Origin of the sequence: Microcystis sp. M31BS1 (assembly GCF_020245285.1) — a bacterium.
Lineage (GTDB): Bacteria > Cyanobacteriota > Cyanobacteriia > Cyanobacteriales > Microcystaceae > Microcystis > Microcystis panniformis.
Genome location: NZ_JADBVE010000348.1, coordinates 1 through 25,302, shown reverse-complemented (window position 1 = coordinate 25,302; position 25,302 = coordinate 1). Strand labels below are relative to the sequence as shown.

At 43.7% G+C, this 25,302-nt stretch carries 18 protein-coding genes and 1 rRNA gene; 12 read left to right on the top strand and 7 right to left on the bottom strand.

Annotated elements, in window-relative coordinates:
• The coding region (locus IM509_RS19800) for a transposase-like zinc-binding domain-containing protein (protein ID WP_420372278.1) at positions 1-101 on the bottom strand (101 nt) is incomplete at its 3' end.
• Positions 102-637: 536 nt separating this feature from the next.
• On the bottom strand, positions 638-1,957 hold the full coding sequence (locus tag IM509_RS19795; protein ID WP_185237012.1) for a four-carbon acid sugar kinase family protein: 1,320 nt from the start codon (positions 1,955-1,957) through the stop codon (positions 638-640).
• Positions 1,958-2,107: 150 nt separating this feature from the next.
• Between IM509_RS19795 and lpxA the strand changes: the two genes are divergently transcribed.
• Entirely contained in the window at positions 2,108-2,944 is an 837-nt protein-coding gene (lpxA, locus tag IM509_RS19790) for an acyl-ACP--UDP-N-acetylglucosamine O-acyltransferase (protein WP_185237011.1), read from the top strand.
• A 268-nt stretch (positions 2,945-3,212) separates the two neighbouring features.
• Positions 3,213-4,415 carry a lipid-A-disaccharide synthase gene (gene lpxB, locus IM509_RS19785; protein WP_185237010.1) on the top strand — a complete coding sequence of 401 codons (1,203 nt, stop codon included), beginning with the start codon at positions 3,213-3,215 and terminating at the stop codon, positions 4,413-4,415.
• A 419-nt stretch (positions 4,416-4,834) separates the two neighbouring features.
• Here lpxB and gcvP read toward each other — a convergent pair whose 3' ends face one another.
• Together gcvP and IM509_RS19775 are read right to left on the bottom strand one after the other, a co-directional pair.
• The gene (gcvP, locus tag IM509_RS19780; protein WP_185237009.1) at positions 4,835-7,822 is read right to left on the bottom strand and encodes an aminomethyl-transferring glycine dehydrogenase; all 2,988 of its coding nucleotides are present in this window, start codon (positions 7,820-7,822) and stop codon (positions 4,835-4,837) included.
• Between the two features lie 115 nt (positions 7,823-7,937).
• Positions 7,938-9,563: an ArnT family glycosyltransferase gene (locus IM509_RS19775; RefSeq protein ID WP_072923616.1), complete on the bottom strand. Its 1,626-nt coding sequence runs from the start codon at positions 9,561-9,563 to the stop codon at positions 7,938-7,940.
• A gap of 449 nt (positions 9,564-10,012) precedes the next feature.
• Here IM509_RS19775 and IM509_RS19770 point away from each other — a divergent pair, with 449 nt between their 5' ends.
• Positions 10,013-10,813: an aminotransferase class IV gene (locus tag IM509_RS19770; RefSeq protein ID WP_052277950.1), complete on the top strand. Its 801-nt coding sequence runs from the start codon at positions 10,013-10,015 to the stop codon at positions 10,811-10,813.
• Positions 10,814-10,878: 65 nt separating this feature from the next.
• On the opposite strand, the gene IM509_RS19765 is transcribed toward IM509_RS19770, so the two are convergent.
• On the bottom strand, positions 10,879-11,229 hold the full coding sequence (locus IM509_RS19765; RefSeq protein ID WP_002731888.1) for a single-stranded DNA-binding protein: 351 nt from the start codon (positions 11,227-11,229) through the stop codon (positions 10,879-10,881).
• 223 nt (positions 11,230-11,452) lie between these two features.
• Between IM509_RS19765 and IM509_RS19760 the strand changes: the two genes are divergently transcribed.
• The 6 genes from IM509_RS19760 to IM509_RS19735 all read left to right on the top strand — a co-directional run bounded on the left by IM509_RS19760 (position 11,453) and on the right by IM509_RS19735 (position 19,326).
• A complete protein-coding gene (locus tag IM509_RS19760; protein WP_002764811.1) occupies positions 11,453-12,490 on the top strand; it encodes a rod shape-determining protein in 1,038 nt (345 codons plus the stop codon).
• A 73-nt stretch (positions 12,491-12,563) separates the two neighbouring features.
• Positions 12,564-13,313 carry a rod shape-determining protein MreC gene (mreC, locus tag IM509_RS19755; protein WP_008202753.1) on the top strand — a complete coding sequence of 250 codons (750 nt, stop codon included), beginning with the start codon at positions 12,564-12,566 and terminating at the stop codon, positions 13,311-13,313.
• The gene (gene mreD, locus IM509_RS19750) at positions 13,280-13,861 is read left to right on the top strand and encodes a rod shape-determining protein MreD (protein WP_052277952.1); all 582 of its coding nucleotides are present in this window, start codon (positions 13,280-13,282) and stop codon (positions 13,859-13,861) included. The genes mreC and mreD overlap by 34 nt, the downstream gene beginning before the upstream one ends.
• Positions 13,862-14,020: 159 nt before the next feature.
• Positions 14,021-16,471 carry a transglycosylase domain-containing protein gene (locus IM509_RS19745; protein WP_185237008.1) on the top strand — a complete coding sequence of 817 codons (2,451 nt, stop codon included), beginning with the start codon at positions 14,021-14,023 and terminating at the stop codon, positions 16,469-16,471.
• Between the two features lie 144 nt (positions 16,472-16,615).
• Positions 16,616-18,376 (top strand): M61 family metallopeptidase, encoded by a 1,761-nt coding sequence (locus IM509_RS19740; protein WP_052277954.1) that lies wholly within the window; start codon positions 16,616-16,618, stop codon positions 18,374-18,376.
• 23 nt (positions 18,377-18,399) lie between these two features.
• Positions 18,400-19,326, top strand: coding sequence for a branched-chain amino acid transaminase (locus IM509_RS19735; RefSeq protein ID WP_043995766.1), 927 nt, complete (start codon positions 18,400-18,402; stop codon positions 19,324-19,326).
• 78 nt (positions 19,327-19,404) lie between these two features.
• Here IM509_RS19735 and IM509_RS19730 read toward each other — a convergent pair whose 3' ends face one another.
• The gene (locus tag IM509_RS19730; RefSeq protein ID WP_167341565.1) at positions 19,405-19,554 is read right to left on the bottom strand and encodes a hypothetical protein; all 150 of its coding nucleotides are present in this window, start codon (positions 19,552-19,554) and stop codon (positions 19,405-19,407) included.
• 426 nt (positions 19,555-19,980) lie between these two features.
• Here IM509_RS19730 and kaiC point away from each other — a divergent pair, with 426 nt between their 5' ends.
• The 3 genes from kaiC (at position 19,981) to IM509_RS19715 (ending at position 25,126) form a co-directional block, all read left to right on the top strand.
• Entirely contained in the window at positions 19,981-21,501 is a 1,521-nt protein-coding gene (gene kaiC / locus IM509_RS19725) for a circadian clock protein KaiC (protein ID WP_002797104.1), read from the top strand.
• A 73-nt stretch (positions 21,502-21,574) separates the two neighbouring features.
• Positions 21,575-22,405 (top strand): amino acid ABC transporter substrate-binding protein, encoded by an 831-nt coding sequence (locus IM509_RS19720; protein ID WP_072923610.1) that lies wholly within the window; start codon positions 21,575-21,577, stop codon positions 22,403-22,405.
• An 84-nt stretch (positions 22,406-22,489) separates the two neighbouring features.
• On the top strand, positions 22,490-25,126 hold the full coding sequence (locus IM509_RS19715) for a DNA polymerase III subunit alpha (protein ID WP_072923608.1): 2,637 nt from the start codon (positions 22,490-22,492) through the stop codon (positions 25,124-25,126).
• 52 nt (positions 25,127-25,178) lie between these two features.
• Here the strand turns inward: IM509_RS19715 and rrf are convergent.
• Positions 25,179-25,296: ribosomal RNA gene (rrf, locus tag IM509_RS19710) — 5S ribosomal RNA — on the bottom strand.
• Between the last annotated feature and the right edge of the window lie 6 nt (positions 25,297-25,302).

Sequence of the window (25,302 nt, the reverse complement as noted above, 5' to 3'; positions counted from 1 at the left end):
ATAAATTGACGGCCACAGGTTACACAAATATGATTTTGTTTACCTTGTTTATTGATGCCATTTTTACGGATATGGGTAGATTTACATTCAGGGCATTGCATTTTGATTTCCTCCATTCATATCTCTATTATGCAACGCCCAAGATTACTCACTATCTCTTCCACAACGCCCAGGGAGGTCGCAGACTTAGTCGGAGGCAGATGCGGAGCCGACGGCGGAACCATAGTAAGACGACTAAAATAGAGGTTTCCGAAAATTGCCCCGCCAAGCAAAAACACGTTAAGAAGCAAAAAACTGAAAATTGCACTTTTTTCTCTCATATTTTTTTCTCATAAATGCTTGAAGAACCGTGGAGTCGATAACTACAGTTAAGTTAACTGTGGACACCAACAGATAGCCTACCAATTACTTCTGCAACCAATAACTGAAGCAGCCCAACTATTAATTATACCGCTCTCTGCGGTCTAGCACCCTCCTCTGTCTTACTATCCCACCTCCATCGGTCTAACACCCCCTTAATCATACCTAATACCGCACTGTGCGGTTTAATCACCTCAATTTGGGCATAATTAGCGCAGCGGAACGAAGAACCTGAAAACTCACATCTGCTCACTGCTCACTGATTACTGATTGCCTCCTATTGACACAAACGTTGATAAACTGTGGCCAAAGCTTGGACATCACCAACGTTACCCGGGAAAAGAACCACAGGTAAATTAGGAAAGAGGGGATGATCGGCTGCTGTACGGACCATGGAGACACCGGGGAGAATCTGACCGAGTAAACGGGCCGATTGCAGGCTTAAACCCGTACTTAAGACATCATTGGAGGTAATTCCACCTTTACTGATTAAAAAACTGATGTCACTGGGTAAACCCTTAACAATGTCCATTAACAGGGTGGAGACGACAACCCCAAAATCAAGGCGTTTCTGCACAGAGGCAAAGGTTAACTCTTGCCGACTGGTATAGATCACGGGGGTTTGTTTATTTTTGTGAATAAGCTTGACTTTTTCCAGAACTTGTGCTAGGAGTTGCTCTCGTTGCTCGGGACGATCGCGCAATGCCGTCACATCGATTTCGACTCCGACGGTGTTGGGTTGTTGAAGCAGTTCATCTAATTGTTGGCTAGTTTTTTTGACGTGGGAACCGACGATAATTGCCCCGGCTTCCCCCGTGGGCTTATACTTACCCATAGATTCGGGTGCGATCGGTTGAGTTCCTAAATTAGCCAAAGAAGTTAAAATACTGGCGGCACTGCGGAATAAAAATTTTTTTCCCTCCCCTGCGGCGGTTAAAATATCTTCGGCAAAGCGATCGAGATCCGCTTGAGTTTCCCCATCTACCACCCCACATTGATTATTTTTGAGCTTTTGCAGTCTTTCTAAACTACCTTGACGGATATCTGCCAGTAAAAATCTCTCCACATCATCTGCTTTAATTTTACCTTGCGTTTTCTCCTCCACATAATCCGGCAGATAACTGTAATGGTAGGCAAAAACCGAATCGCGAGCGAATTCCGTCTCGTGGACGGGAGTGGGAACGCCATCGATGATTAAATAGTGAATACTATCGCGAGTGATTCTCCCCCCCTCAAAAAAGGCTGGAATCAGGAAATGAGCATCAAAACCGCCCAATTCTTCGGCAATAACATCAGTTTCGATCGGATAATGCCCGCGCAGGGTAGAATCGGAACGACTAACCACCAAAAAATCCTCGATTCCCTCTTTAGTTAAGGCAGTTTTCAGGTGATGACAGACTTCTCGCGTGACAGACTCGGCTTTTTCGGGGGTTAAAGCGCGAGTATTGGTCAAAACAAAGAAAATTGGCGCATTATCTGCCAATCCCAAGCGGAGAGTATCTTCATCCCACCGCATCAATAACAGACAACTATGGACTGTTTGGGAACCTGTCGGGTCGTCATCTAAGACTATAATTTTAGGTCTATTATTACTCATATATTTTTTATCAGGATGGGAGGGACGAAGGAATCAAGAGAATCTGGTTAATAGTTTATCGGGTTCTGGTTCCCCATTAAAGTCGTCCCCTCCCTAAGCAACCGCTATCAATCTTGATCACAATCTGTCCAATATAGGATAAGCTATACCATGATTCATACAGTGACGAAGTTGAGCGCGGGAGACTTCCCTTTGAATACGTTAATCCACCCCACTGCGGTTATCCATCCGTCGGCAAAACTTGATGCCAAGGTTAAAGTTGGTCCCTATGCTGTGATCGGGGCCAATGTGGAAATTGAAGCTGATACAATTATTGATGCCCATGTGGTCATTGAGGGTCCGACTAAAATTGGCAAGGGTAATCATATTTTTTCTGGGGCTGTTATTGGTAATGAACCACAGGATTTAAAGTATAAAGGTGGCGAAAGTAGCGTGGAAATTGGTGATCATAACCAAATTCGCGAGTTTGTCACGATTAATCGCGCCACCGATACGGGAGAAGTTACCCAAATTGGCAATAATAATTTATTAATGGCCTATGTTCACGTTGCCCATAATTGTATTTTGCAAGATAACATTATTATCGCTAATAGTGTCGCCTTGGCTGGTCATGTCCAGATCGAATCAAAAGCAGTTATCGGGGGGGTTTTAGGAGTACATCAATTTGTTCATATTGGCAAAATGGCCATGTTAGGAGGAATGAGTCGTATTGATCGCGATGTTCCCCCTTTTACTTTAGTGGAAGGCAATCCCTGTCGGGTACGAACTCTTAATTTAGTCGGTTTACAAAGAGCCGGTTTTACCGATGAAGATCTAGCTTTACTGAAAAAAGCTTTTCGGATTATCTATCGTTCTAATATAAATCTTCAGGAGGCTTTAGAACAAGTTTCTCTCTTAACCGATAACCCCCATGTTCAACATCTCTGTCAATTTTTACAATCCTCTACCACGGGAGAAAAACGTCGCGGTTTAATTCCGGGGAAATAATTTTTTTATTGAGGAACAGGGTGTGGGGTGATGGGGAAGTGGGGAAGTGGGGAAGTGGGGAAGTGGGGTGTGGGGTGTAGGGTGATGGGGAAGTGGGGAAGTTGGGAAGTTGGGAAGAATAAATAAAAATAATCTCCTGAATCCTGAATCCTGTCTCCTGTCTCCTGTCTCCAGCAATCCTGAATCCTGTCTCCTGTCTCCTGACTCCAGCAATCCTGTCTCCTGACTCCTAACTCCTGAATTCTTTTATTATCAAATAATTATCCAAATGCGTATATTTATTAGTACGGGTGAGGTATCCGGTGATTTACAGGCAGCCATGCTGATTGAATCCCTTTTTAAACTAGCTAAAACCCAGGAAATTGAGTTAGAAATTTTTGCTCTAGGTGGCGATCGCATGGAGTTAGCTGGGGCAAAAATGCTGGGTAAAACCACTCGACTGGCTGCTATGGGATTAATTGAATCTATCCCCTTTATTTTGCCAACCTTACAACTACAAAAACGAGCAAAAGAGTTTTTTAGAGATCATCCCCCTGATCTGATTATTTTAATTGATTATGTGGGGGCAAATGTGGCGATCGGTCAGTCGGCTAAAAAAATTATTCCCGATGTCCCAATTATTTATTATATTGCCCCACAGGTGTGGATTTGGTCGGAAGAAAATATCCCCTCAGCTAAACTCAGGGCCACAGCAGAAAAGTTATTTAATACGGAAAAATTAATCGCCGTCACGGATAAATTATTGGCAATTTTTCCTGCCGAAGCCCGTTTTTTTGAAACAAAAGGTTTACCAGTAACTTGGGTAGGACATCCTTTAGTTGATCGTATGGCAAATGCTCCCAATCGCCAAGAAATGCGGCAAAAATGGGCAATAAAAACCGAAGAAACGGTGGTCGCTTTGTTACCCGCTTCCCGTCAACAGGAGTTTAAATATCTCGTGCCGACGGTGTGCGCTGCTGCCCGAAAATTACAGGAAAAAATACCCGATATTAAGTTTTTAATTCCCGTTCCCCTAGCTTTATACGAACCAAAAATGCGAGAATTAGTGGCGGAATATGGATTAAATGCGGTGATTATGGAACGAGATCAGACTTTAGAAGCGATTGCTGCGGCCGATCTGGCTGTGGCTAAGTCTGGTACAGTTAATCTCGAAATTGCTTTATTAAACGTGCCGCAGGTGGTGGTTTACCGTTTAAGTGCAGTTACTGCTTGGATTGCCCGCAATATTATGAAGCTTTCTGTACCATTTGTCTCACCGGTAAATTTAGTTTTAATGCGAGAAATTGTTCCCGAATTATTACAAGAGGAAGCTAACCCAGAGAGAATTATGCAGGAATGTCTAGATTTATTATTAAATCAGCAACGTCGGCAAAAAATGTTAGATGAATACGCAGAAACCACAGCCGGTTTAGGAACAGTAGGAAGTTGCGATCGAGTGGCACAAGAGGTACTTAAAATAGGACTTTGTTAGGGTTAGGAGCCTGTCGTCAGGAGACAGGATTCAGGAGACAGGAGACAGCTTTTTTCTCCCCGCTCCCCAATTCATAATTCATAATTCCTACACCCTACACCCCACGGCTGCATCCCACATTTGCAGAAATATCGACAATCAGCAATTATCAGTAACTCTGAAATTGGTACAAAAATATGAACAATCGCGTGTAAGCATCCCACCGAAAAGCTAATGCGCGGGGGGTTTGGGGGCGGCGCCACGACCCCAACGGGGGGTTTGGGGGGTAGAACCCCCCAAAAGCTTGGATTGAGTGATAAAACTGAAAGTAACACACCCAATTTTAGGAGAAAGTTTCCCTTGAAAAATCCCAAATTAGTAGATTTACAAAAATAAGATGCACCCCACCCTACACCAAGGAAAAACTCTTTCAGCACACCCTACTTATAAGCGTCCATCCCCTCACAGGAACAAACCAGATTTCTGTCCCCGTAAGCATTATCAACCCGTCCCACTACCGGCCAGAATTTATAATCTTTTAGCCAAGAAAGCGGGTAAGCTGCCTGTTGACGGGAATAGGGACGACTCCAATCATCGGCAGTTAAAACTGCGGCTGTGTGAGGGGCATTTTTTAAAGGATTATCGTGGATATCCATGCTACCATTAGCGATCGCTTGTACCTCTTGATAGATAGTTAACAAAGCTTCACAAAAACGGTCTAATTCGCCCAAAGATTCGCTTTCCGTGGGTTCCACCATCATTGTACCCGCCACGGGCCAAGAAACCGTCGGCGCGTGGAAACCGAAATCCATCAAGCGTTTTGCCACATCTTCCACCTCGATGCCGGCCTGTTTTTTCAGGGGACGTAAATCGATCACGCACTCGTGGGCAACCGTTCCCGCGCTACCCTTAAATAACACCGGATAGGCCGACTCCAGACGAAAAGCCAGATAATTAGCGTTCAAAATTGCCACTTCTGTCGCTTTTTTCAAGCCGGCTGCCCCCATCATAGCGATATACATCCAAGAAATCACCAAAATGCTGGCACTACCCCAAGGCGCGGCCGAAATTGCGCCAATTGAGTCCTGATGCTTACCGTTAGCGGTTTCTGGGGATAATTTCGCCAAAACTAGGGAAACATCGGGCAGAAAAGGCACTAAATGGGATTTTACTCCGATTGGTCCCATACCGGGGCCGCCACCACCGTGGGGAATACAGAAAGTTTTATGGAGATTCAAGTGACAGACATCAGCGCCAAAATCCGCCGGACGACATAAACCCACCTGAGCATTCATATTGGCGCCATCCATATACACTTGACCACCGTATTGATGAATCAAGGCGCAAATTTCGCTAATTCCCTGTTCAAAAACGCCGTGAGTGGAAGGATACGTCACCATCAAAGCCGCTAGATTATCCTGATGCTTCTGGGCCTTAGTTTTCAGGTCATCAATATCAATATTGCCCCGAGAATCGCAATTAACCGCCACTACTTTCATACCACACATAACGGCACTGGCAGGATTAGTCCCGTGAGCGGACTCAGGAATTAAGCAAATCTGACGATGACCTTGACCGCGACTTTCATGGTAGGCTCGGATCACCTGTAAACCGGCATACTCTCCCTGAGAACCGGCGTTCGGTTGTAGGGAAATGCCATCAAACCCGGTAATTTCCCCTAACCAAGTCTCTAACTGTTGAAAGAGCAGTTGATAGCCTTCTGCTTGGTCAATCGGAGCAAAAGGGTGTAATTTGCCGAATTCTGCCCAAGTTACTGGAATCATCTCCGCTACGGCATTGAGTTTCATCGTACAGGAACCGAGGGGAATCATGGAAGTATTTAAGGCTAGATCCTTTGTTTCCAGACGGTGCAGATATCTGAGTAATTCCGTTTCCGAGTGGTAACGATTGAACACCGGCTCGGTAAGATAGGCACTGGTACGGGTTAAATTAGCGGGTAATTCTAGACTAATTTTCTCGACTAATTCGGCTGCGGTAAAGGGTAATTCCTCGGTTGGGGCAAAAATTTGCCATAAATCCCACACATCCCTGAGACTGGTGGTTTCATCGACACTAATTCCTAGATTATTCTCATCAAAATAACGCAGATTAATCTTATGGGTTTTTGCCTTGGCGAAGATATCCTTAACTCCCGTGGATACCGTAACTTTGAGCGTATCGAAGCGCGGTTCTTTCCCCACCTGATAACCCAACTGTTTTAAACCAGTTGCCAATAAAGCGGTTAATTTCTGCACTCTTTGGGCGATTTTCTTGATTCCTTCCGGTCCGTGATACACCGCGTACATGGAAGCAATCACCGCTAGTAACACCTGTGCGGTACAAATATTACTGGTGGCTTTATCCCGGCGGATATGTTGTTCCCTGGTTTGCAAAGCTAAACGCAGTGCGGGTTTACCCTGACTATCCTTCGATACCCCGACAATGCGCCCCGGAATACTGCGTTTATAGACATCTTTGGTGGCAAAATAGGCGGCATGGGGACCCCCATAACCCAAGGGAACCCCAAAGCGTTGACTGCTACCCACGGCAATATCAGCCCCCAATTCGCCGGGGGGAGTCAACAGGGCTAAACTGAGAATATCGGCGGCAACGGTGACTAAAGCCCCATTTTCCTGCGCTTTGGCGATAAATTCCCGATAGTCATAAATTACGCCATCGGTGGCTGGATATTGTAATAATGCGCCAAAAATCGGCGTTTGGAAGTCAAAGAGACGATGATCCTCGATAATAATGTCAATACCTAAAGGAATCGCTCTGGTTTTAACAACTTCAATCGTTTGGGGATGGCAACTACTAGAGATAAAGAAAGCATTGGCTTTAGTTTTACACAGTCCGTAACTCATAGTCATCGCTTCTGCGGCTGCTGTTCCTTCATCGAGGAGGGAAGCGTTAGCAATTTCCAGACCAGTTAAGCTAGTGATGAGAGTTTGGAAGTTTAAGAGAGCTTCTAAGCGTCCTTGGGCGATTTCCGCTTGATAGGGAGTATAGGCGGTGTACCAACCCGGATTTTCTAAGATGTTGCGGAGAATTACCGGCGGGGTGATACAGTCATGGTAGCCCATGCCAATAAAGGAGCGAAATACCTGATTTTTCGAGGCAATAGCTTTTAATTGGGCAAGAGCGGCGTATTCACTCAAGGCAGGTGCTAGATTAAGGCTTTTTTGTAAACGAATTCCTGACGGGACAGTTTTAGCGATTAACTCCTCAAGGGTAGCAACACCCAAAACCGCCAGCATTTTCTCGATTTCCGTCTCCGTCGGCCCAATATGACGGTTAACAAAGCTATCGGTACAGTCTAGCAGGTCTTGCAGGTCAGCAGGAGCGAATTCCTCGGTTTTCTCGGCCGTAATTGACCTATTTAGCATATTAATCTCGGTTTCAACAATTACAAAAGTGCTGCGTTTCATCGCTAGGGGTGATTTTAACGCAACTTGTAAAATTTTTGTAATATTTCAAGTCAGCAATCGGCAAGATAAAGCGGAACCTAATTTGCTATCGAAAGTATGCACAAAATTAACCTCACTACTGCTTCGTCACCAAAAACCAACCGGAATCCGTAGAGCCGATCGCCTTTAATCCTTCTAAATCAGTAGCTTCTTTGGTTTGACGATCGATAATTAGGTAAGGTTGCTTGTGACTTTGCCAATGATTGATTAATTCTTCAGTAGCAAGGGGAAAAACCCGACGACCACTATAAAAATTTAAGGAGGGGCGCTCGTAGGCAAAAGCAATATAAACAGGGTGATCTGCTGGCACATATTTCTGTACTAAACTCGCCACCGGTTTGACGGGGAAATTCTCATTTAATTCCCATATCCACAGGGGAGAATTGACAAAAATAAACAAAGAAACCAACATTCCCCAGAGTAAAACCACGATGAATTGTTGCGAGCGCCGGGCTAACAAAATCGCCGTTGTCACCATGGTCAAGGACAGTGACAATAAGGTTAAAAGAATTAAGGGATGGAGAGGTTCAATAGCGGCAAAATTACCCGGAAAATAGGCTATTAAAGCTAATAAACCCGCCCCAACGCCGATAATACCCAGAATAATTGACCAGATTGGATGATAGGGGCGATCGATGGGAAGATTACCCACCTGCGCCAAGGCATAACCGGCCGCTAAAGCCAAGGCCGGATAGATCGGCAGAATATACCAAGGCAATTTAGTCGCCATTACCGAAACCACCAACAGATAAACACCCGTCCAAACTAACAGTAACTTCGCCCAACTGTAGAGATGTTCCTGACGAGCTAAACGTAAACCCCAAACCGAGAAAATTAACCAGGGCCAACTATATTTAATAATTTCTAGCAGATAATACCAAAACGGCCCGCGATGATTGTCCAGATCGTCACTAACTCGCTTTAACTGTTGAACAAAAAGGGAATCCAGAAACTCCCGCTCGTAGTGCCAAAATTGGGCGGCATACCAAGCAAAAGCGGGGGTTGCTCCCAATAACCAACCCGACCAAAAATAGGCAGAAGTTAATAACCGGGGGGTATCCCAGAGCAGAAAAATCAAGCCGATACCCGCCAATAATAGCCCCATAATCCCCTTCGTCAGACAAAGGAGGGCAAATCCTAACCCCGCCCCCACAGACCAGCGTAAATCGCGTCGTGAGCGCAGTAAACCAACAAACATCAGGATTTCAAAACATAATACCGCTCCATCCAACATGGCTAAACGGCCATGGCGCACCACTGGCAAAAGAGTTAAATAGATCAAGGCCGACAGTAAAGCTGGCAAACGAGCGGGAAAAATTTCTCGACCGAGAAGGTAGAGAAGCGGCACCGATAAAGCTGTAAAAAAAGCGGGAATTAGTCTAGTATTGGCCTCATTGATACCCCAGAAATGGTAGGTTAGACCAATTAAACTATGAATCAACGGCGGTTTATTCAGGTAGGGATCACCCCAAAGACTAGGAAATAACCAGCGCAATTGTTCCAGGGGGGTTTGGCTAATTTCCTTGGCCACCTGAGCGATTGTTGCCTCATCCCAATCCCGCAAGGGTAAATTCCCTAATCCCACTAGATAGATAGTTAAGGCCGCTATTAATAATCCCAGTAAACACAGAAATTCTTTAAAATTTTCTCTCTGACGCAATTTATAGCTAGAATATCCCCAAGTAAATTTTTGACGGTTCATAAGCTAGATCAGTTATCAGTAAACAGTTATCAGTAAACAGTTATCAGTGGACTTATACCTAATATTATCTCAAGAATAAAATTTTGTCTAGACAAGAAACTTACCCAAATAAAAATAATTTTAATTTCCCCATATTTTTCAGTTAAATTGAATTATCAATGACAGATAAGTAGGGAGGCACAATTATTTGTAGGATGGGTTAGCGGTAGCGTAACATGAGCGGGCGTTGGGTTTCATGCTTCAACCCAACCTACGTTCATCTTATATTTAATTCCACCCACCTACTTATATATTTCAATATCGAACTACTCATTAGTACAAGACAGCGAAGCAAGCTCTGATTCAGTTATAATTTTTGGATATGTCTAATCAACTGATAACTCACATCTGATAACTGATAACTGATAACTGATAACTCACATCTGATAACTGATAACTGATAACTGATTATGTATTGGTATAATGGCGAATTAATCGAGGATGAGCGAATAAGTCTGGATATTAATGATATTGGGCTGCTTTATGGAGCGACAATATTTACTACCCTGCGTATCTATCAAAAAAGCTTAGATCATCCCCTAACCCATTGGCAAGAGCATCTCCAACGTCTGCACTCTAGTTTACAAGTTTTCCACTGGTCCGCTCCCGATTGGCGGCGAATTCGCCAAGGAGCCGAAAAATTATCCCGATTCTATCCTGTCCTGAGAATCACAATTTTTCCCGATGGTAGGGAGTGGATTAAAGGCAGATTTCTCCCCGAAGATTTAAACCTTAGACAAGAGCAAGGAATTATTGGCTGGGTAGTGGATAATCCCGCTTGGCAACGCGTTTTAGGAGAGCATAAAACTGGTAATTATTTAACTCCTTGGTTAGCGTCACAAACTGCTCAAAAAAAAGGGGCAAAAGAAGCGATATTAGTCGATCAATCTGGGAATTGGTTAGAAACTAGCACGGGTAATTTATGGGGATGGAAAGATAATTGCTGGTACAGTCCCCTGCTGACTGCTGACATTTTACCCGGGATTGGGCGCTCGGCTTTGATCGGCTGGTTAAAAAAACAAAATATTTCCCTAGAAGAAAATCTCTGGACTCCTGAATTTGTCAGGACTTTACAAGCGATCGCCTATAGTAATTCCCTGGTGGAAATTATCCCTTTTAATTCTATTCTTGGCTGTAATCTAGAGATAAATACAGCTATTTATAGAGAAGTTTTACCAGATTTACAGCAATATTTTTCCAGTCAATTATAGAATAAATAAGGGTGTGTTACTAGAGGCTAACACACCTAAAATCGGGAAATGATACCGCTCAAGCTTTAAAATTCTCGCTCGGAATTAGCCTCACTATCGCGTTTAGAACCGAGTAAATCTAGTTGATCGACGAGAATCACCGGTTTAGAGCGAGCTAATCCCGTGTTTTTGTCATTCCAGGTATCCATTTTCAAAGAACCTTTAATCCCGATTAAACCGCCTTTTTTCACATAATTAGCGGCCACTTCCGCCGTTTTGCCCCAAATTTCCAGATCGAACCAATCCGGCTGATCGCTATTTTTAGAGCGACGATTAACCGCTAAAGTTAAAGTACATAAAACCTTACCCGACTCGAAATACTTGGTTTCTGGGTCTCTCCCCGCTCGTCCCACCAAATGAACCAGATTTACACTCATGGTCTTAAATCCTCAATTTAGTACAATAGTATGTTCATTTTAGCCCGAAACCCTGACTTTGACCGGTGGCCAGGGAGAAAATTAGGGGCAGGATTTGCGTCAATCTGGAGAGAAAGAAGCGATAATTAACTAGACTTGAGAAACAAAACGTAATAAAATCCAAGTCGATTCGATCGAAAGTCTAGCTATAGCAACGTTGTTATCAGAACAGGAGTGAAAACAAGTGGGTTTTTTTAGAGGACTAGGCTTATCAAGGGACATAGGTATAGACTTGGGTACAGCAAACACCCTCGTTTATGTGTCAGGGAAAGGCATCGTTTTAGAGGAACCATCGGTAGTAGCGATCGATCAAGATCGCAACCCGGTCGCTGTCGGGGAGGAGGCCAAAAAAATGCTCGGTCGCACTCCGGGCCATGTCACCGCGCTGCGACCCCTGCGCGATGGGGTAATCGCCGATTTTTACAGTTGCGAGATCATGTTAGCGGAATTCATCAAACGAGCGCTCGATGGCACGATTGGCAATCCCCGCATGGTAATCGGTGTTCCCAGCGGGATTACTGGAGTAGAAAGACGCGCGGTGGTGGATGCGGCCAAAAATGCCGGCTCGCGAGAAGTGGGGTTAATTGATGAACCAGTTGCGGCAGCCTTGGGTGCTGGTTTACCCGTCTCGGAAGCGACGGGAAATATGATCATCGATATCGGTGGTGGCACCACGGAAGTGGCGATTCTCAGTCTTGATGGGACAGTGATCAGCGAATCCGTCCGTGTGGCCGGGGATGAACTCACGGAAGCAATTATCGCCTATCTGAAAAAAGTCCATAACCTGATTATCGGGGAACGTACGGCCGAAGATATTAAAATTCGCCTTGCTTCCGCTTATCCCACCCCCGGAGATGAATTTCCTCCTCTGGAAGTGCGGGGATTGCATCTCATGTCCGGTTTACCCCGCACCGTGACCATCAAAGCGGAAGAAGTGCGGGAAAGTATGGATGAGCCACTTTCCGTGATCGTTGATGCGATCAAACGTACCCTAGAAAAAACTCCCCCCGAATTAGCTGCCGATATTATCGATCGCGGCATCATGTTAGCGGGAGGAGGTGCTTTATTACGGGGACTCGATCGCCTAGTCAGTCACGAAACCGGTATCGTTACCCATGTCGCTGAAGATCCGCTGCGCTGTGTGGTCAAAGGCACGGGAGAAGTGTTAAAAAATCAGAAACTCTTTGAGCGGATCGTTAATGAAACAACTCGCAATGTCTAAAGGTCACTAGGATCGGTTAGCGGCAAAACACACGGATTCTCACTCTACACAGTCAAGAGGTTTTTAATCGCTCATGTATTCAGCACGACGAAAATGGACACAGCAGGGATGGCGACTTTTGCTGCTCGCTGCCGCTTTGGGGGTAGCTTGGTACATTCGCACCTATCAAAGTGGGGCGATTTTAGAATTGTATGGTTTATTAACTCGTCCTTTTCAGGGAGAGGAAACTAATCTGCAAGAGCAACTTCTGGCCGATCAACGGGTGCGAGAATTACAAAATCGTTTAAGTGAAGTCGAATATCAAAATCAACAATTAAAAAAACAGCTTGGTTATTATCAAACCCAGAAAAAACCCCTGATTTCTGCTCCAATTATTGGCCGCAGCGCCGATGATTGGTGGCAACAGGTAATTATCGGTCGGGGTAGCGCCGATGGTGTGCCAGTGGGTGCTTCGGTGACGGGAATTGGCGGTTTAGTGGGACGGATTACGGAAGTTACTCCCCACACCAGCAAAGTTTTATTGGTCAGTAATTCCCAAAGTCGCATCGGAGCAACGGTGAATCGTAGTCGGGCCATGGGTTTAATTCAAGGTCAGAATTCCCAAGTCGCCACCCTGCGCTTTTTTGAAAAAGCTCCCGATGTTAAACCGGGAGATGTGGTGACAACTTCGGCTTTTAGTAGTCTTTTTTCGCCAGGGTTGCCCATCGGTCGCATAATTTCCCTTAATTTACAGGAAAATCCCGCCCCCACCGCCAAAATTGAATTTACCGCCACCGTGGACAATCTCGAATGGGTGTTCGTTCACCCGCAACCCCAGCAGTGAGAGGGGGAATTATGCTGAAATTAAGCCGTTTATCAGCCCGTTATCGTTTTATACTGAATATTTTAGTCACTATCGCTTCACTGCTTCTCTGTACTTTTCTTTCCTTAATGCGGCTCCCCGGTATGGAGATTTTAGGCATCGCTCCCAATTGGTTACTGATTTGGTTGGTTAGTTGGAGTCTCAATCGCTCTTGTCTCGATAGTGTGGTGGTCGGATTAGCGATCGGCGCTATTCAAGATAGTTTAACCTCTAATTATCCTTCCCATATCATGGTTTTTGGTCTGATCGGTTTCCTCACTTCCCGTTTACACCGACAACGTTATCTCAAAGAAGAATTGATCGCCGTGGTCTTAATTGTCTTTGTTATGGCTTTAATCGCCAATGGTGCGATCGCTTTTCAATACTATCTACAAGGAGGCAAAAATCTCGCTGATCTTTGGCTCGATTATCAACGCATTGGCCTCACTTCTGCTCTGCTTAGTAGTCTCTGGACTCCCCTCCTCTATTATCCCCTCCAGCAATGGTGGCGACAATTTAGCGATCTTTAAGGAAATAGGGATTTAGGGACATAGGGAGATGGGGAAATTTCAGCTAAATTCCCCACACCCCACACCCCACACCCCACTTCCCCACTTCCCCACTTCCCCACTTCCCCACTTCCCCACTACCCCAACACCCTCACCCTCACCCTCACCCGCTCAACTAACATGAAATACAAACAAAAACTTAGTCAATTTTTTCATAATCTCGCTAATAAATTAGAAAATTCCGAGCAACCCCCTAAAGTCGATCCTATCGACTCCAAATCTGCGCCATTTGCCGCAGAAAAGCCAGTAGAAGCCGCTTCTGAAGAAAAAAAGGTCAATTTAGTCTCCCAAACCAGTAGCAAGGCTCTAGAGACGTTAAAACCCTTGAAAAACAAATTTACTACCCTGATTGATAATTCCCCCTTACCGCAATGGCGACAACATCCCCGCTTTGGCTTGTACTTGGGAGTAGGATTAGGGGTGACAGGGGGACTTTTGGGGATAGGTTGGGGCATTTATCGCCTTGAAAGCTCTCTACCGCAAAATATCGCCGATATACAAACCTATACTCGTCCCGGCACCCTAACCATTCAAGCCGCTAATGGGGAAATCCTCAAGCAAAATGGCCCTAGCACTTACGAAACCGTGAAAATTGCCCAAGTTCCCCCACTGGTACAGGAGGCCTTTATCGCTAGTGAAGACCGCCGTTTTCGCCAACACGGGGGAGTTGATGGCCAGGGTATTGCTCGCGCTCTCTTTTCTAACCTGAGAGCCGGGGGAGTGGTGGAAGGAGGCAGCACCATCACCCAACAATTGGCCCGGATTGTCTTTTTATCCCAAGAAAGGAGTTTTGATCGCAAATTACGGGAAATGCGTATCGCTCAGAAAATAGAAGATAAATATACAAAAGACCAGATTTTAGAGCGTTATTTCCACCTAGTTTATCTCGGTTCCGGGGCCTACGGTCTGGCCGATGCCGCTTGGTTATATTTCAGTAAACCCGTCGATAAATTAACTCTAGCCGAAGCTGCCACCCTTGCCGGCATTGTTCCCGCTCCTAGTCTCTATTCTCCCCTCGAAAACCCTAAATCTGCCCTAGAACGGCGTAATATCGTCCTCAAAACTATGGCCGAGGTGGGATTTATTACTAACGCTCAGGCAAAACTGGCGATCACATCTCCCCTAGTCCTTAAAACCAGTCCCCTAAAACGTCTGCAACGGCAAGCGGCCTATTTTACCGATTATGTGGAAAAAGAACTGCCGCAACTGGTTCCCGCTAAAACCCTAGAAGCGGGGGGATTGGTGGTAAAAACTACCCTTAATCCTCGTTGGCAAAGCGAAGCGGAGGAAGTGGTAGAAAGAGCGGTTTCTCGTTATGGCAAGTGGCAGAACTTCCAACAGGCGGCTTTAGTGGCAATTGACCCCAAAAATGGGCAAATTAAGGCTATGGTCGGAGGAATTGACCACGAGAAGAATCAATTCAATCGGGTGACACAGGCAAAACGTCAGCCGGGATCTACTTTTAAACCTTTTGTCTATGCGGCGGCGATTGCGGCGGGGAAATCCCCCTATTCTAATTATAAAGATGCACAGTATGTGGTGGATGGTTATAAACCGGAAAACTACGGCGATAAGTATAGCGGCCGCGAGGTGTCCATGCGCGATGCTTTGACTTCTTCCCTGAATGTGGTGGCAGTTCAGGTGTTAGTGGCCGTCGGTTGGAATCCGGTGATTAAATTGGCTCAAGATATGGGTATCCAGTCGAAACTTTTACCCACTTATTCTTTGGCTTTGGGTGCTTCGGAAGTCAATCTTTTAGAATTGACCAGCGCCTACGGGACTTTTGCTAATAATGGTGTGCATCAACCAGTTTACGGTATTAATCAGGTACTCGATCGCCACGGTAAGGTAATTTATCAAGCCAATTTTAAACCGAAAACTGCTCTGAATAAAAACACGGCAGCGACGATGACTTGGATGCTAGAGGATGTGGTTAATTCGGGAACGGGAACCCCCGCACAAATCGGTCGTCCGGTGGCAGGAAAAACCGGCACTTCTGATAAAGCTCGCGACCTTTGGTTTGTCGGTTATATTCCCCAATTAGTCACGGGAATTTGGCTCGGTAATGACAATAATAAACCCACCAATGGAGCCAGTACCATGTCCGCTTGGATGTGGCGACAATTTATGTTAGAAGCAATTAAGGATATTCCCTATCAAGGTTTCCCAGAACCGAATTTAGGCAAACGTCCGGTGACATTAAAAGCGGAACCAATTAAACCCCGACGTACCTACTTTACCCAAACTACTAACAATCGTTTAGCCAGCAGCGATGAGGGTTCCCCCACCGAAGGACCCATCCGCAGACGGCGACGGGTTCGGGTAAGTCGTGAGCAAACTATCGTTCGTTCTAATACTAGCGAACCGGGCCAACGCCGTTCTAGTCGTCGGCGTACTAGAGTCGCTCCTACCAGCGCCGCTGCTCCTAGTCCTCAAAATACGGCCCCCGCAGCAGCCGAACCGATTACCGTTCCCGTCACTGTGGCAGCTCCCGAAACTCGTTCGGTTCCCCTAGAGGTAACTTCTCCCCCCGATGTGGCTCCTCCCGCACCCCCAGCAGAAAGACGCTGAATCGGCAAAAAAAACCGCAGGATTTGCGGGGGTTACGGTTCCAAATCTGCTCGGTCAAATCTTGGAAAACCATCGGATTTTTGGCGGTGAAACCGGGTAAATTAGCCGAAAGCTTGCCGCTATAATAACTTAAAAGCTTGTTTAATGCCGATGACCAGTCTTATTTCCCCCGCTACCATCTCCTCAACTCGTTTAAGTCTCAGCTATCAAGTGGCTATGTCGGAACCGACTTCGCACCTCTTTGAAGTCACTCTACAGATTACCGGTTGGCAAGCTCCGATTTTAAACCTAAAAATGCCGGTTTGGACCCCCGGTTCCTATCTGGTGCGGGAATACTCCCGTTTAGTCCAAGATTTTCAAGCTGTTAACCTCAACAGTCGCAAAGTTGCTAAAAATCACTGGCAGATTGACAATGGTAACAGTTCCGAAATAACGGTCAAATATCGCGTTTTTGCCCACGATTTAACCGTCAGAACCAACCATCTCGATGATACTCACGGTTACTTCAACGGGGCTGCTTTATTTTTCTATATCCCCGATTATCAAAAACATCCCCTCACCCTGACAATTATCCCCCCCCATGGCGATTGGCGCGTTACCACTGCCTTAAAATCTTTACCCGGACAGAAAAACACCTTTCAGGTTCCCGATTTTGATACCCTAGTGGACAGTCCCGTGGAAGTGGGGATTCATCAGTTATACGATTTTGTCGTCGAGGGAAAACCCCATCAATTAGCTATCTGGGGACGGGGAAACGCTAATCCTAGTCAAATTATCGCCGATACCACTAAAATTATTCAAACCGAGTCGGCTATGTTCGGTGGACTCCCCTATGATAATTATCTATTTTTGCTACATCTTTCGGCGGCTGGTTACGGGGGACTAGAACATAAAAATTCCTGTACCCTTAACTATGCGCGTTTGGGATTGCGAGATAAGGATAAATATCATCGTTTTCTGCAATTAGTCGCCCATGAGTTCTTTCATCTCTGGAATATCAAGCGTATTCGCCCAAAAGCTTTAGAAAGCTTCGATTATGATGCAGAAAATTATACTTCTTCCCTCTGGTTTGCCGAAGGAACCACCAGTTATTACGATATGATAATCCCTCTACGGGCGGGAATATACGATAGTAAGACTTTTTTAGAGCTTTTAAGCAAAGAAATCAGCCGTTATCTCAATATACCCGGTCGTCTTGTCCAACCGCTAGGCGAATCGAGTTTCGATGCTTGGATAAAACTCTATCGACGGGATAGTAATAGTGATAATAGTCAAATTTCCTACTATCTCAAGGGGGAATTATTGTCGCTGCTTCTGGATTTACTAATTCGCACCCACACCGATAACCGTCGTTCCCTCGATGATGTTTTACGCTCGATGTGGCAACATTTCGGTAAAGAGGAGATTGGTTATACCGATGGGGAATTGCAGGCAATTCTCGAATCGGCTGCAGGGGTGGATTTAAGCGACTTCTACCAGCGTTATATCGACGGTTTGGCAGAATTACCCTTTAATCAATATCTTGAACCTTTTGGACTCTATCTGCGGGGTGTTGACAATGGGGAGACGATACCTTATCTGGGAATGCGGGTACAGAGTGAAGCGGGTAAAGAAATAATTAAATTTGTCGAGATGGGTTCCCCTTGCCAAAAAGCGGGAATTAATGCTGATGATGAATTATTGGCTATCGATGGATTGCGGGTGACGGCGGAACAGTTAAACGAAAGATTAAAAGACTACCGCGCAGGTGATATTATTCAGATAACAGTCTTTCATCTCGATGAATTGCGAACCCTTGCTGTTCCACTGGCCACCCCGCAGACGATTCGCTATGAAATTATCAGGGTAGAAAATCCTTCTAATAGCCAGAAACAAAATTTTTCTGCATGGGTAAATCCCGTTTAGTTCTTGGTTCAATCAACAAAAAAATGTCTATTACCGCCGAAATTCCTTTCCTTCCTCTCGCCTATTTTGAGAATAAATTTATCCCTTTTAGTGAGGCAAAATTATCCGTTGCTACCCACGCACTACACTATGGAACTGCCGCTTTTGGGGGTTTAAGAGGTACTCCCGACCCTAGCAATCCCGGACAGATATTATTATTTAGATTAGAACGTCATTGTCAGCGTTTAAGTCAAAGTGCTAAGTTTCTTAATTACGAGATTCCTGCCGATAAAATCTATCAAATAATTATCGATTTTGTCAAAAATAATCAGTGTCATCGACCTTTTTATATTCGTCCCCTTGTCTATAGTTCCGGGTTGGGAATTGCCCCGCGATTGCATGGTATCGAGAAGGATTTTCTAGTCTATGGTCTAGAAATGGATGATTATTTGGCAGCCGATGGGGTTAACTGTCGGATTAGTTCTTGGTATCGTCAAGAGGATAGAAGTTTCCCGTTGCGAGGTAAAATTAGCGCCGCTTATATCACTTCTGCTTTAGCAAAAACGGAAGCGGTAGAATCGGGGTTTGATGAGGCAATTTTAATGAATTCTCAGGGTAAAGTCTGTGAAGCGACGGGAATGAATATTTTTATCATCAGAAATGGTCAGCTAATTACTCCTAGTTTTGACCAAGATATCCTAGAGGGGATTACTAGAGATAGTGTTTTAACTATTGCGCGGGATTTGGGTATTCCGGTGATTGAAAGACCTGTAGATAAGACGGAGTTATTTATCGCTGATGAGGTGTTTTTAAGTGGCACTGCGGCGAAAATAACTCCGATTAAAAAGATTGAAACTTTTTCTTTACCGGCAGCTAAACCGATTACTTATCAGTTAAAGGAAAAGTTAAGTTCTATCGTTCTCAATCAGGAACCAAAGTATCAAGATTGGATTACTAAAGTTCTTTTGTAGTTAGAGAACTTTCTTTAATTTTTCCTTGAGATGCGTCAAATGATGGCGCATCTGAAGTAACCCTGAAATAAACAGAATTTATCTATTTTTCGGTTTGGCTCCTTCCTGTATATAGGGTATAGTTTTCTTAGGATCAATCTTCAGCACGGGTTTCTTCCCTGTTGCTGTTTTTTCTTGTTGATTGTCGGTTTTTTGCTGATTTTGATTATTATCGGTTGTATGTTCCATAGTAGAGCAAATAAGTATGATTATACCTTAAACTCTATCAAAGTTGTCAAGGATAGTATTAATCAACTAAATACAAAACTTAACTTTGATTCTGACTATTAGGGGGTGTTTTGGTTAATTGTGGCCGAGATTTACCTGCTTATACTAAATCCAGTTATTAAAAACTGATTATTTATTCTCCGTTTTGCATGAGTGCATGAGTAGAAAACGGGTTTCTCCGAGAAACCCGTTTTCTGTGCGTTACTCAACGGATTTAGTATTATCTAGTTTCCATTTATTCTTGGGTTAAGCTGTCCTGCATTTAAACTATGTCTTGGAAATTTTATTACCAATGCTCAAACTCTCAAACTAGGGATGAATTTCTGGTATCACTGGTCACTGAAATAGGTACAATAAACAGTGGCTCGTTTTCATAGAGAACTTAGAATGACGCAAAATAATCCCCTAGAGTTGATTGAGAAGTTAGAAACAGGAATCCCCGGCTTTGATTTTCTTTCGGAAGGGGGATTACCGAAAGGACGAGCAACTTTGATAGCGGGGACGGCAGGAAGTGCTAAAACGGTTTTTGCCTGTCAATTTCTGGCAGAAGGCATCAAAAATGGAGAAAATGGCGTTTTTGTCACCTTCGAGGAGCCACCCCAAGCACTAAGAAAAAATATGGGTGGTTTTGGTTGGAATATCCGGCAGTGGGAGGAGAATCGTCAATGGGCCTTTGTCGATGCTTCCCCCCAACCGGAAGAAAAGCCGATGGTGACAGGAGAATACGACCTAGGTGCATTAATCGCTCGCATTGAGTTTGCTATCCGCAAAAATAAAGCTAAACGGGTGTCTATGGATTCTTTAGGCGCAATTTTTAGCCATTTAAGTGATAGCGCTCAAGTGAGAAGTGATCTTTTTCGTCTGGCAACCGCTTTGCGAGAATTGGAAGTAACAGCGATTATGACCGCAGAAAGAACCCAAGAATACGGCGAAATCAGTCGTTATGGGGTGGAGGAGTTTGTGGCCGACAATGTGGTGATTTTACGCAACGTTTTAACCGATGAGAAAAGAAGAAGGACAATCGAAATTTTAAAATATCGGGGAACCGATCACCAAAAAGGAGAATTTCCTTTTACAATTATTCCCAATAAAGGGGCCGTGATTATTCCTTTATCAGCCATTGAATTGGAACAAAAATCCTCTAATATTCGTATTACTTCCGGCAGCCTCGAACTCGATAGAATGTGTGGGGGTGGTTTCTTCCGCGATTCGGTTATTTTGGTTTCGGGAGCCACAGGAACAGGAAAAACCCTGATGGTGACAGAATTTATGGCCGGGGGAGTAACCAATGGGGAAAGATGTTTAATTTTTGCCTTCGAGGAAAGTCGCGAACAGTTATTTAGAAATGCTACCGGTTGGGGGGTGGATTATGACCGCATGGAAAAGGAAGGTAAATTAAAGGTAGTCTGCCGTTATCCCGAAACTACGGGTTTAGAAAATCATTTAATTATGATGAAGGAAATTATCGAGGAGTTTCAACCTAATCGAGTGGCAGTAGATAGTTTATCTGCTTTAGAAAGGGTTTCTAATCTGAAAGGATTTCGGGAATTTATTATCGGGTTGACTTCTTTTATTAAGCAAAAAGAGGTGGGAGGATTATTTACTTCCACCACTCCCACTTTATTAGGAGGTTCCTCGATTACAGAAGCACATATTTCTACAATTACTGATTCGATTATTCTGCTGCGTTATGTGGAAATGTATGGAGAAATGCGCCGCGGTATCACTGTTTTAAAAATGCGCGGTTCTATGCACGATAAGGATATTCGTGAGTTTTCGATCGATCATCAAGGTATGCACATTGGTCAACCTTTCCGCAATGTTACCGGAATTCTGGCCGGAACTCCTATGTACACAGCACAAACAGAAGTAGAACGTTTGAGTGGATTATTTGAGGATCGTAGTTAAAATATAGCAGCACTTGCTAATCGCGCGTCGGTGGTTAGCTTTTTTCTCCCTATCTCCTTCTTGCTTTCTTGATATGTCTAAAAACTTTTGGTTGATTTTTCTAGGTTTTTTACTGATAAATAATCTACATTTATCAGTCTTAGCAGAAACAGTTTTACAAAGAATTGCTCGCACGGGAGAATTAAAAGCCGCAGCCAGAAAAGATGCTACTCCCTTTAGTTATATCGATGAGAAAACGGGACAATGGACAGGTTACGGAGTGGAATTAATGCGCTTAGTCCAACGTCGATTAGAACAAGAATTAGGTAAACCGATTACAATAAACTTTACAGAAGCGACGACTAATAATCGTTTTCAGCAAGTGGAACAGGGCCAAGTAGATTTATCCTGTAATGCGGCAACAATGACGGAAGAAAGACTAGAAAAGGTTAATTTTTCTATTCCCTATTTTATGACAGGAGCGCAATTTCTAACTAAAAGGGAAAATGTTGATAAAATAGATATTAATAACACTTTAGCGGCAGTTGCGATCGCCTATATTCCCCACACCACCACCGATAGTATTATTCGTTATATCTATCCTCTGGCTAATTGGCAAGCTGTCAGCGATCGAAGTGAGGCAGTGGCAAAATTACAAAGGGGAGAAGTTAAAGCAGTGGTTAGTGATGGAATTCTTCTGCTGGGGGAAATCGTTAAACAAGGACATGATCTGCGACAATTTGTGCTACTACCCCGTCAACCGATTACCACCGAACTTTATGGCTGTATTTTACCCAAAAACGATCCCGAATGGAAAAAATTTGTTGATACTGTTGTCGGCAGCAATGATAACCGGAAACTGCGAGAACAATGGTTTAATTTAGAACAAGGTTTTTTCCCCTATACGATTCTCAATCAACCCTAAAAATAGACTGTAATTGCTGAAAATTAAAAGTAAGTAAATTCTAGTTTTTTTTCTTTTTCCTTGTCACTTTTTTCTGAAAAAATTATGTCTTTTGTCGGTTTACATATTCACAGTGATTATAGCTTACTTGATGGTGCTTCCCAATTACCGTCACTAATTGATCGAGCGATCGAATTGGGACAACCAGCGATCGCTTTAACCGATCATGGAGTCATGTATGGTGCGATCGAATTAATTAAAACCTGCCGTAATAAGGGAATAAAACCAATTATTGGCAATGAAATGTATGTAGTCAATGGCGATATTGAAGTCAATCTTCGCCACCGAAAATATCATCAAGTTGTTTTAGCCAAAAATACCCAAGGCTATAAAAATCTAGTTAAATTAACAACTATTTCTAATCTGAAAGGTATTCAAGGTAAAGGCATTTTTGCTCGTCCTTGTATCAATAAAGAGTTACTCCAACAATACCATGAAGGATTGATAGTTACCAGTGCTTGCTTGGGTGGAGAGATTCCTCAAGCGATTTTAGCTAATAACAGAAAACTGGCTAAGGAAACTGCTAAATGGTATAAAAAACTTTTTGGTGATGATTTTTATTTAGAAATTCAAGACCATGGTTCTAAAGAAGATCGGATTGTTAATGTAGAAATAGTTAAAATTGCTAAAGAATTAGGAATTAAAGTAGTTGCTACTAACGATTCTCACTTTATTTCCTGTTACGATGTAGAGGCACACGATGCCTTGCTTTGTATTCAAACTGCCAAGTTAATTACTGAAGATAAACGTCTCCGTTATAGCGGCACAGAATACTTAAAATCTGCTGATGAAATGCGCTTACTTTTTCGTGATCATCTGCCAGAAGATGTAATTGAAGAAGCGATTAATAACACCTTAGAAGTAGCAGAAAAAGTCGAACCTTATAACATATTTAATGAACCAAGGCTGCCTAATTATCCTGTTCCTGCCGGACATACTGCTGATAGTTATGTAGAAGAAATTGCTTGGTTAGGATTACTAGAAAGATTAAAATGTCCTTCTCGTCACGAGATTGAACCTGTTTACAAAGAAAGGCTGGAATACGAATTAAAAATGTTACAGAAAATGGGCTTTTCTACCTATTTTCTCGTCGTTTGGGACTATATAAAATATGCTAGAGATCATGATATACCCGTCGGTCCAGGACGCGGTTCTGCGGCGGGTTCTTTGGTAGCATATTCTTTAAAAATAACCAATATTGATCCCGTTCATCACGGGTTATTATTTGAGCGTTTTCTCAATCCTGAACGAAAATCTATGCCTGATATTGATACGGATTTTTGTATCGAGAGACGGGATGAAATGATCCAATACGTTACGGAAAAATACGGGGAGGCTAATGTTGCCCAAATCATTACTTTTAACCGCATGACATCAAAAGCTGTCCTAAAAGATGTGGCGCGGGTGTTAGATATTCCCTACGCCGAATCGGATAAAATGGCGAAAATGATTCCCGTTTCTCGCGGTAAACCCACACCTTTAAAAGTGATGATTTCCGATGAAACTCCCGAACCAGCATTTAAAGAAAGATACGATACGGAACCCCATGTGCGTCATTGGTTAGATATGGCAATTCGTATCGAAGGTACTAACAAAACCTTCGGAGTTCATGCTGCCGGAGTCGTCATTTCTTCCCAACCTTTAGATGAAGTGGTTCCCCTCCAGAAAAATAATGATGGGGCGGTAATTACCCAATATTTCATGGAGGATTTAGAATCATTGGGATTGTTAAAAATGGACTTTTTAGGGTTAAGAAATTTAACCACTTTGAAAAAAACCGCCGATTTAATTAAACAAAATCAGGGCATAGATATCGATCTTGATCAATTGCCTTTAGATGAAAGAAAAGCCCTGCAAATTCGGGCTAAAGGGGAACATAAAAAACTACCTCCCGATATTATCAAAACCCACGTATTACTAGAAGAAGGGGATTTAGAAGGTATTTTCCAGTTAGAATCATCGGGGATGAAACAGATAGTTAAAGAGTTAAAACCATCGGGTATTGAGGACATATCTTCAATCCTAGCACTCTATCGCCCCGGTCCTTTAGATGCGGGATTAATTCCTCTCTTTATTGGCAGAAAACACGGTAGAGAACCCATTCGTTATGATCATCCTTTATTGGAACCAATTCTTAAGGAAACCTACGCAGTTTTAGTCTATCAAGAACAGATTATGAAAATGGCGCAGGATTTAGCCGGTTATTCCCTAGGAGAAGCGGATCTATTGCGTCGGGCAATGGGTAAGAAAAAAGCCTCCGAAATGCAGAAACAAAGGGAGATGTTTATCGATGGTGCTGCTAAAAATGGTGTGGAAAAAAGAATCGCTGAAAATCTCTTTGAACAGATGGTAAATTTTGCCGAATATTGTCTAGGAGGTGAGACGTTAATTTTAACTGAGGAATACGGATTATTGCCAATTGCTAAAATTGTGAGCGAAGAAATTAACTGCACTGTTTATAGTGTAGATAAAAATGGTTTTGTTTATAGTCAACCAATCTCTCAATGGCACGAGCGAGGTTTACAAGAGGTCTTTGAATATACCCTAGAAAATGGGCAAACTATCCAAGCAACCAAAGATCATAAATTTATGACTAGCGACGGAGAAATGTTAGCCATAGATACAATATTTGAGCGAGGTTTAGATTTAAAATCCTCTGATTTTTCCTATGATTTTTCCTAAAAACCAAACCCCCCTTTCTTATTGTTTGAGAAAGGGGGGTAGGAAAGAATAATCCTGGCATCGAGCTATTGTCCCGGTCGGCAACCCGACAAGTATCTTGGCCACGGCGAAGTTTCACAACCGAGTTCGGGATGGAATCGGAGTGGTGCCATCACGTTAAAGACACCAGGAAGGGT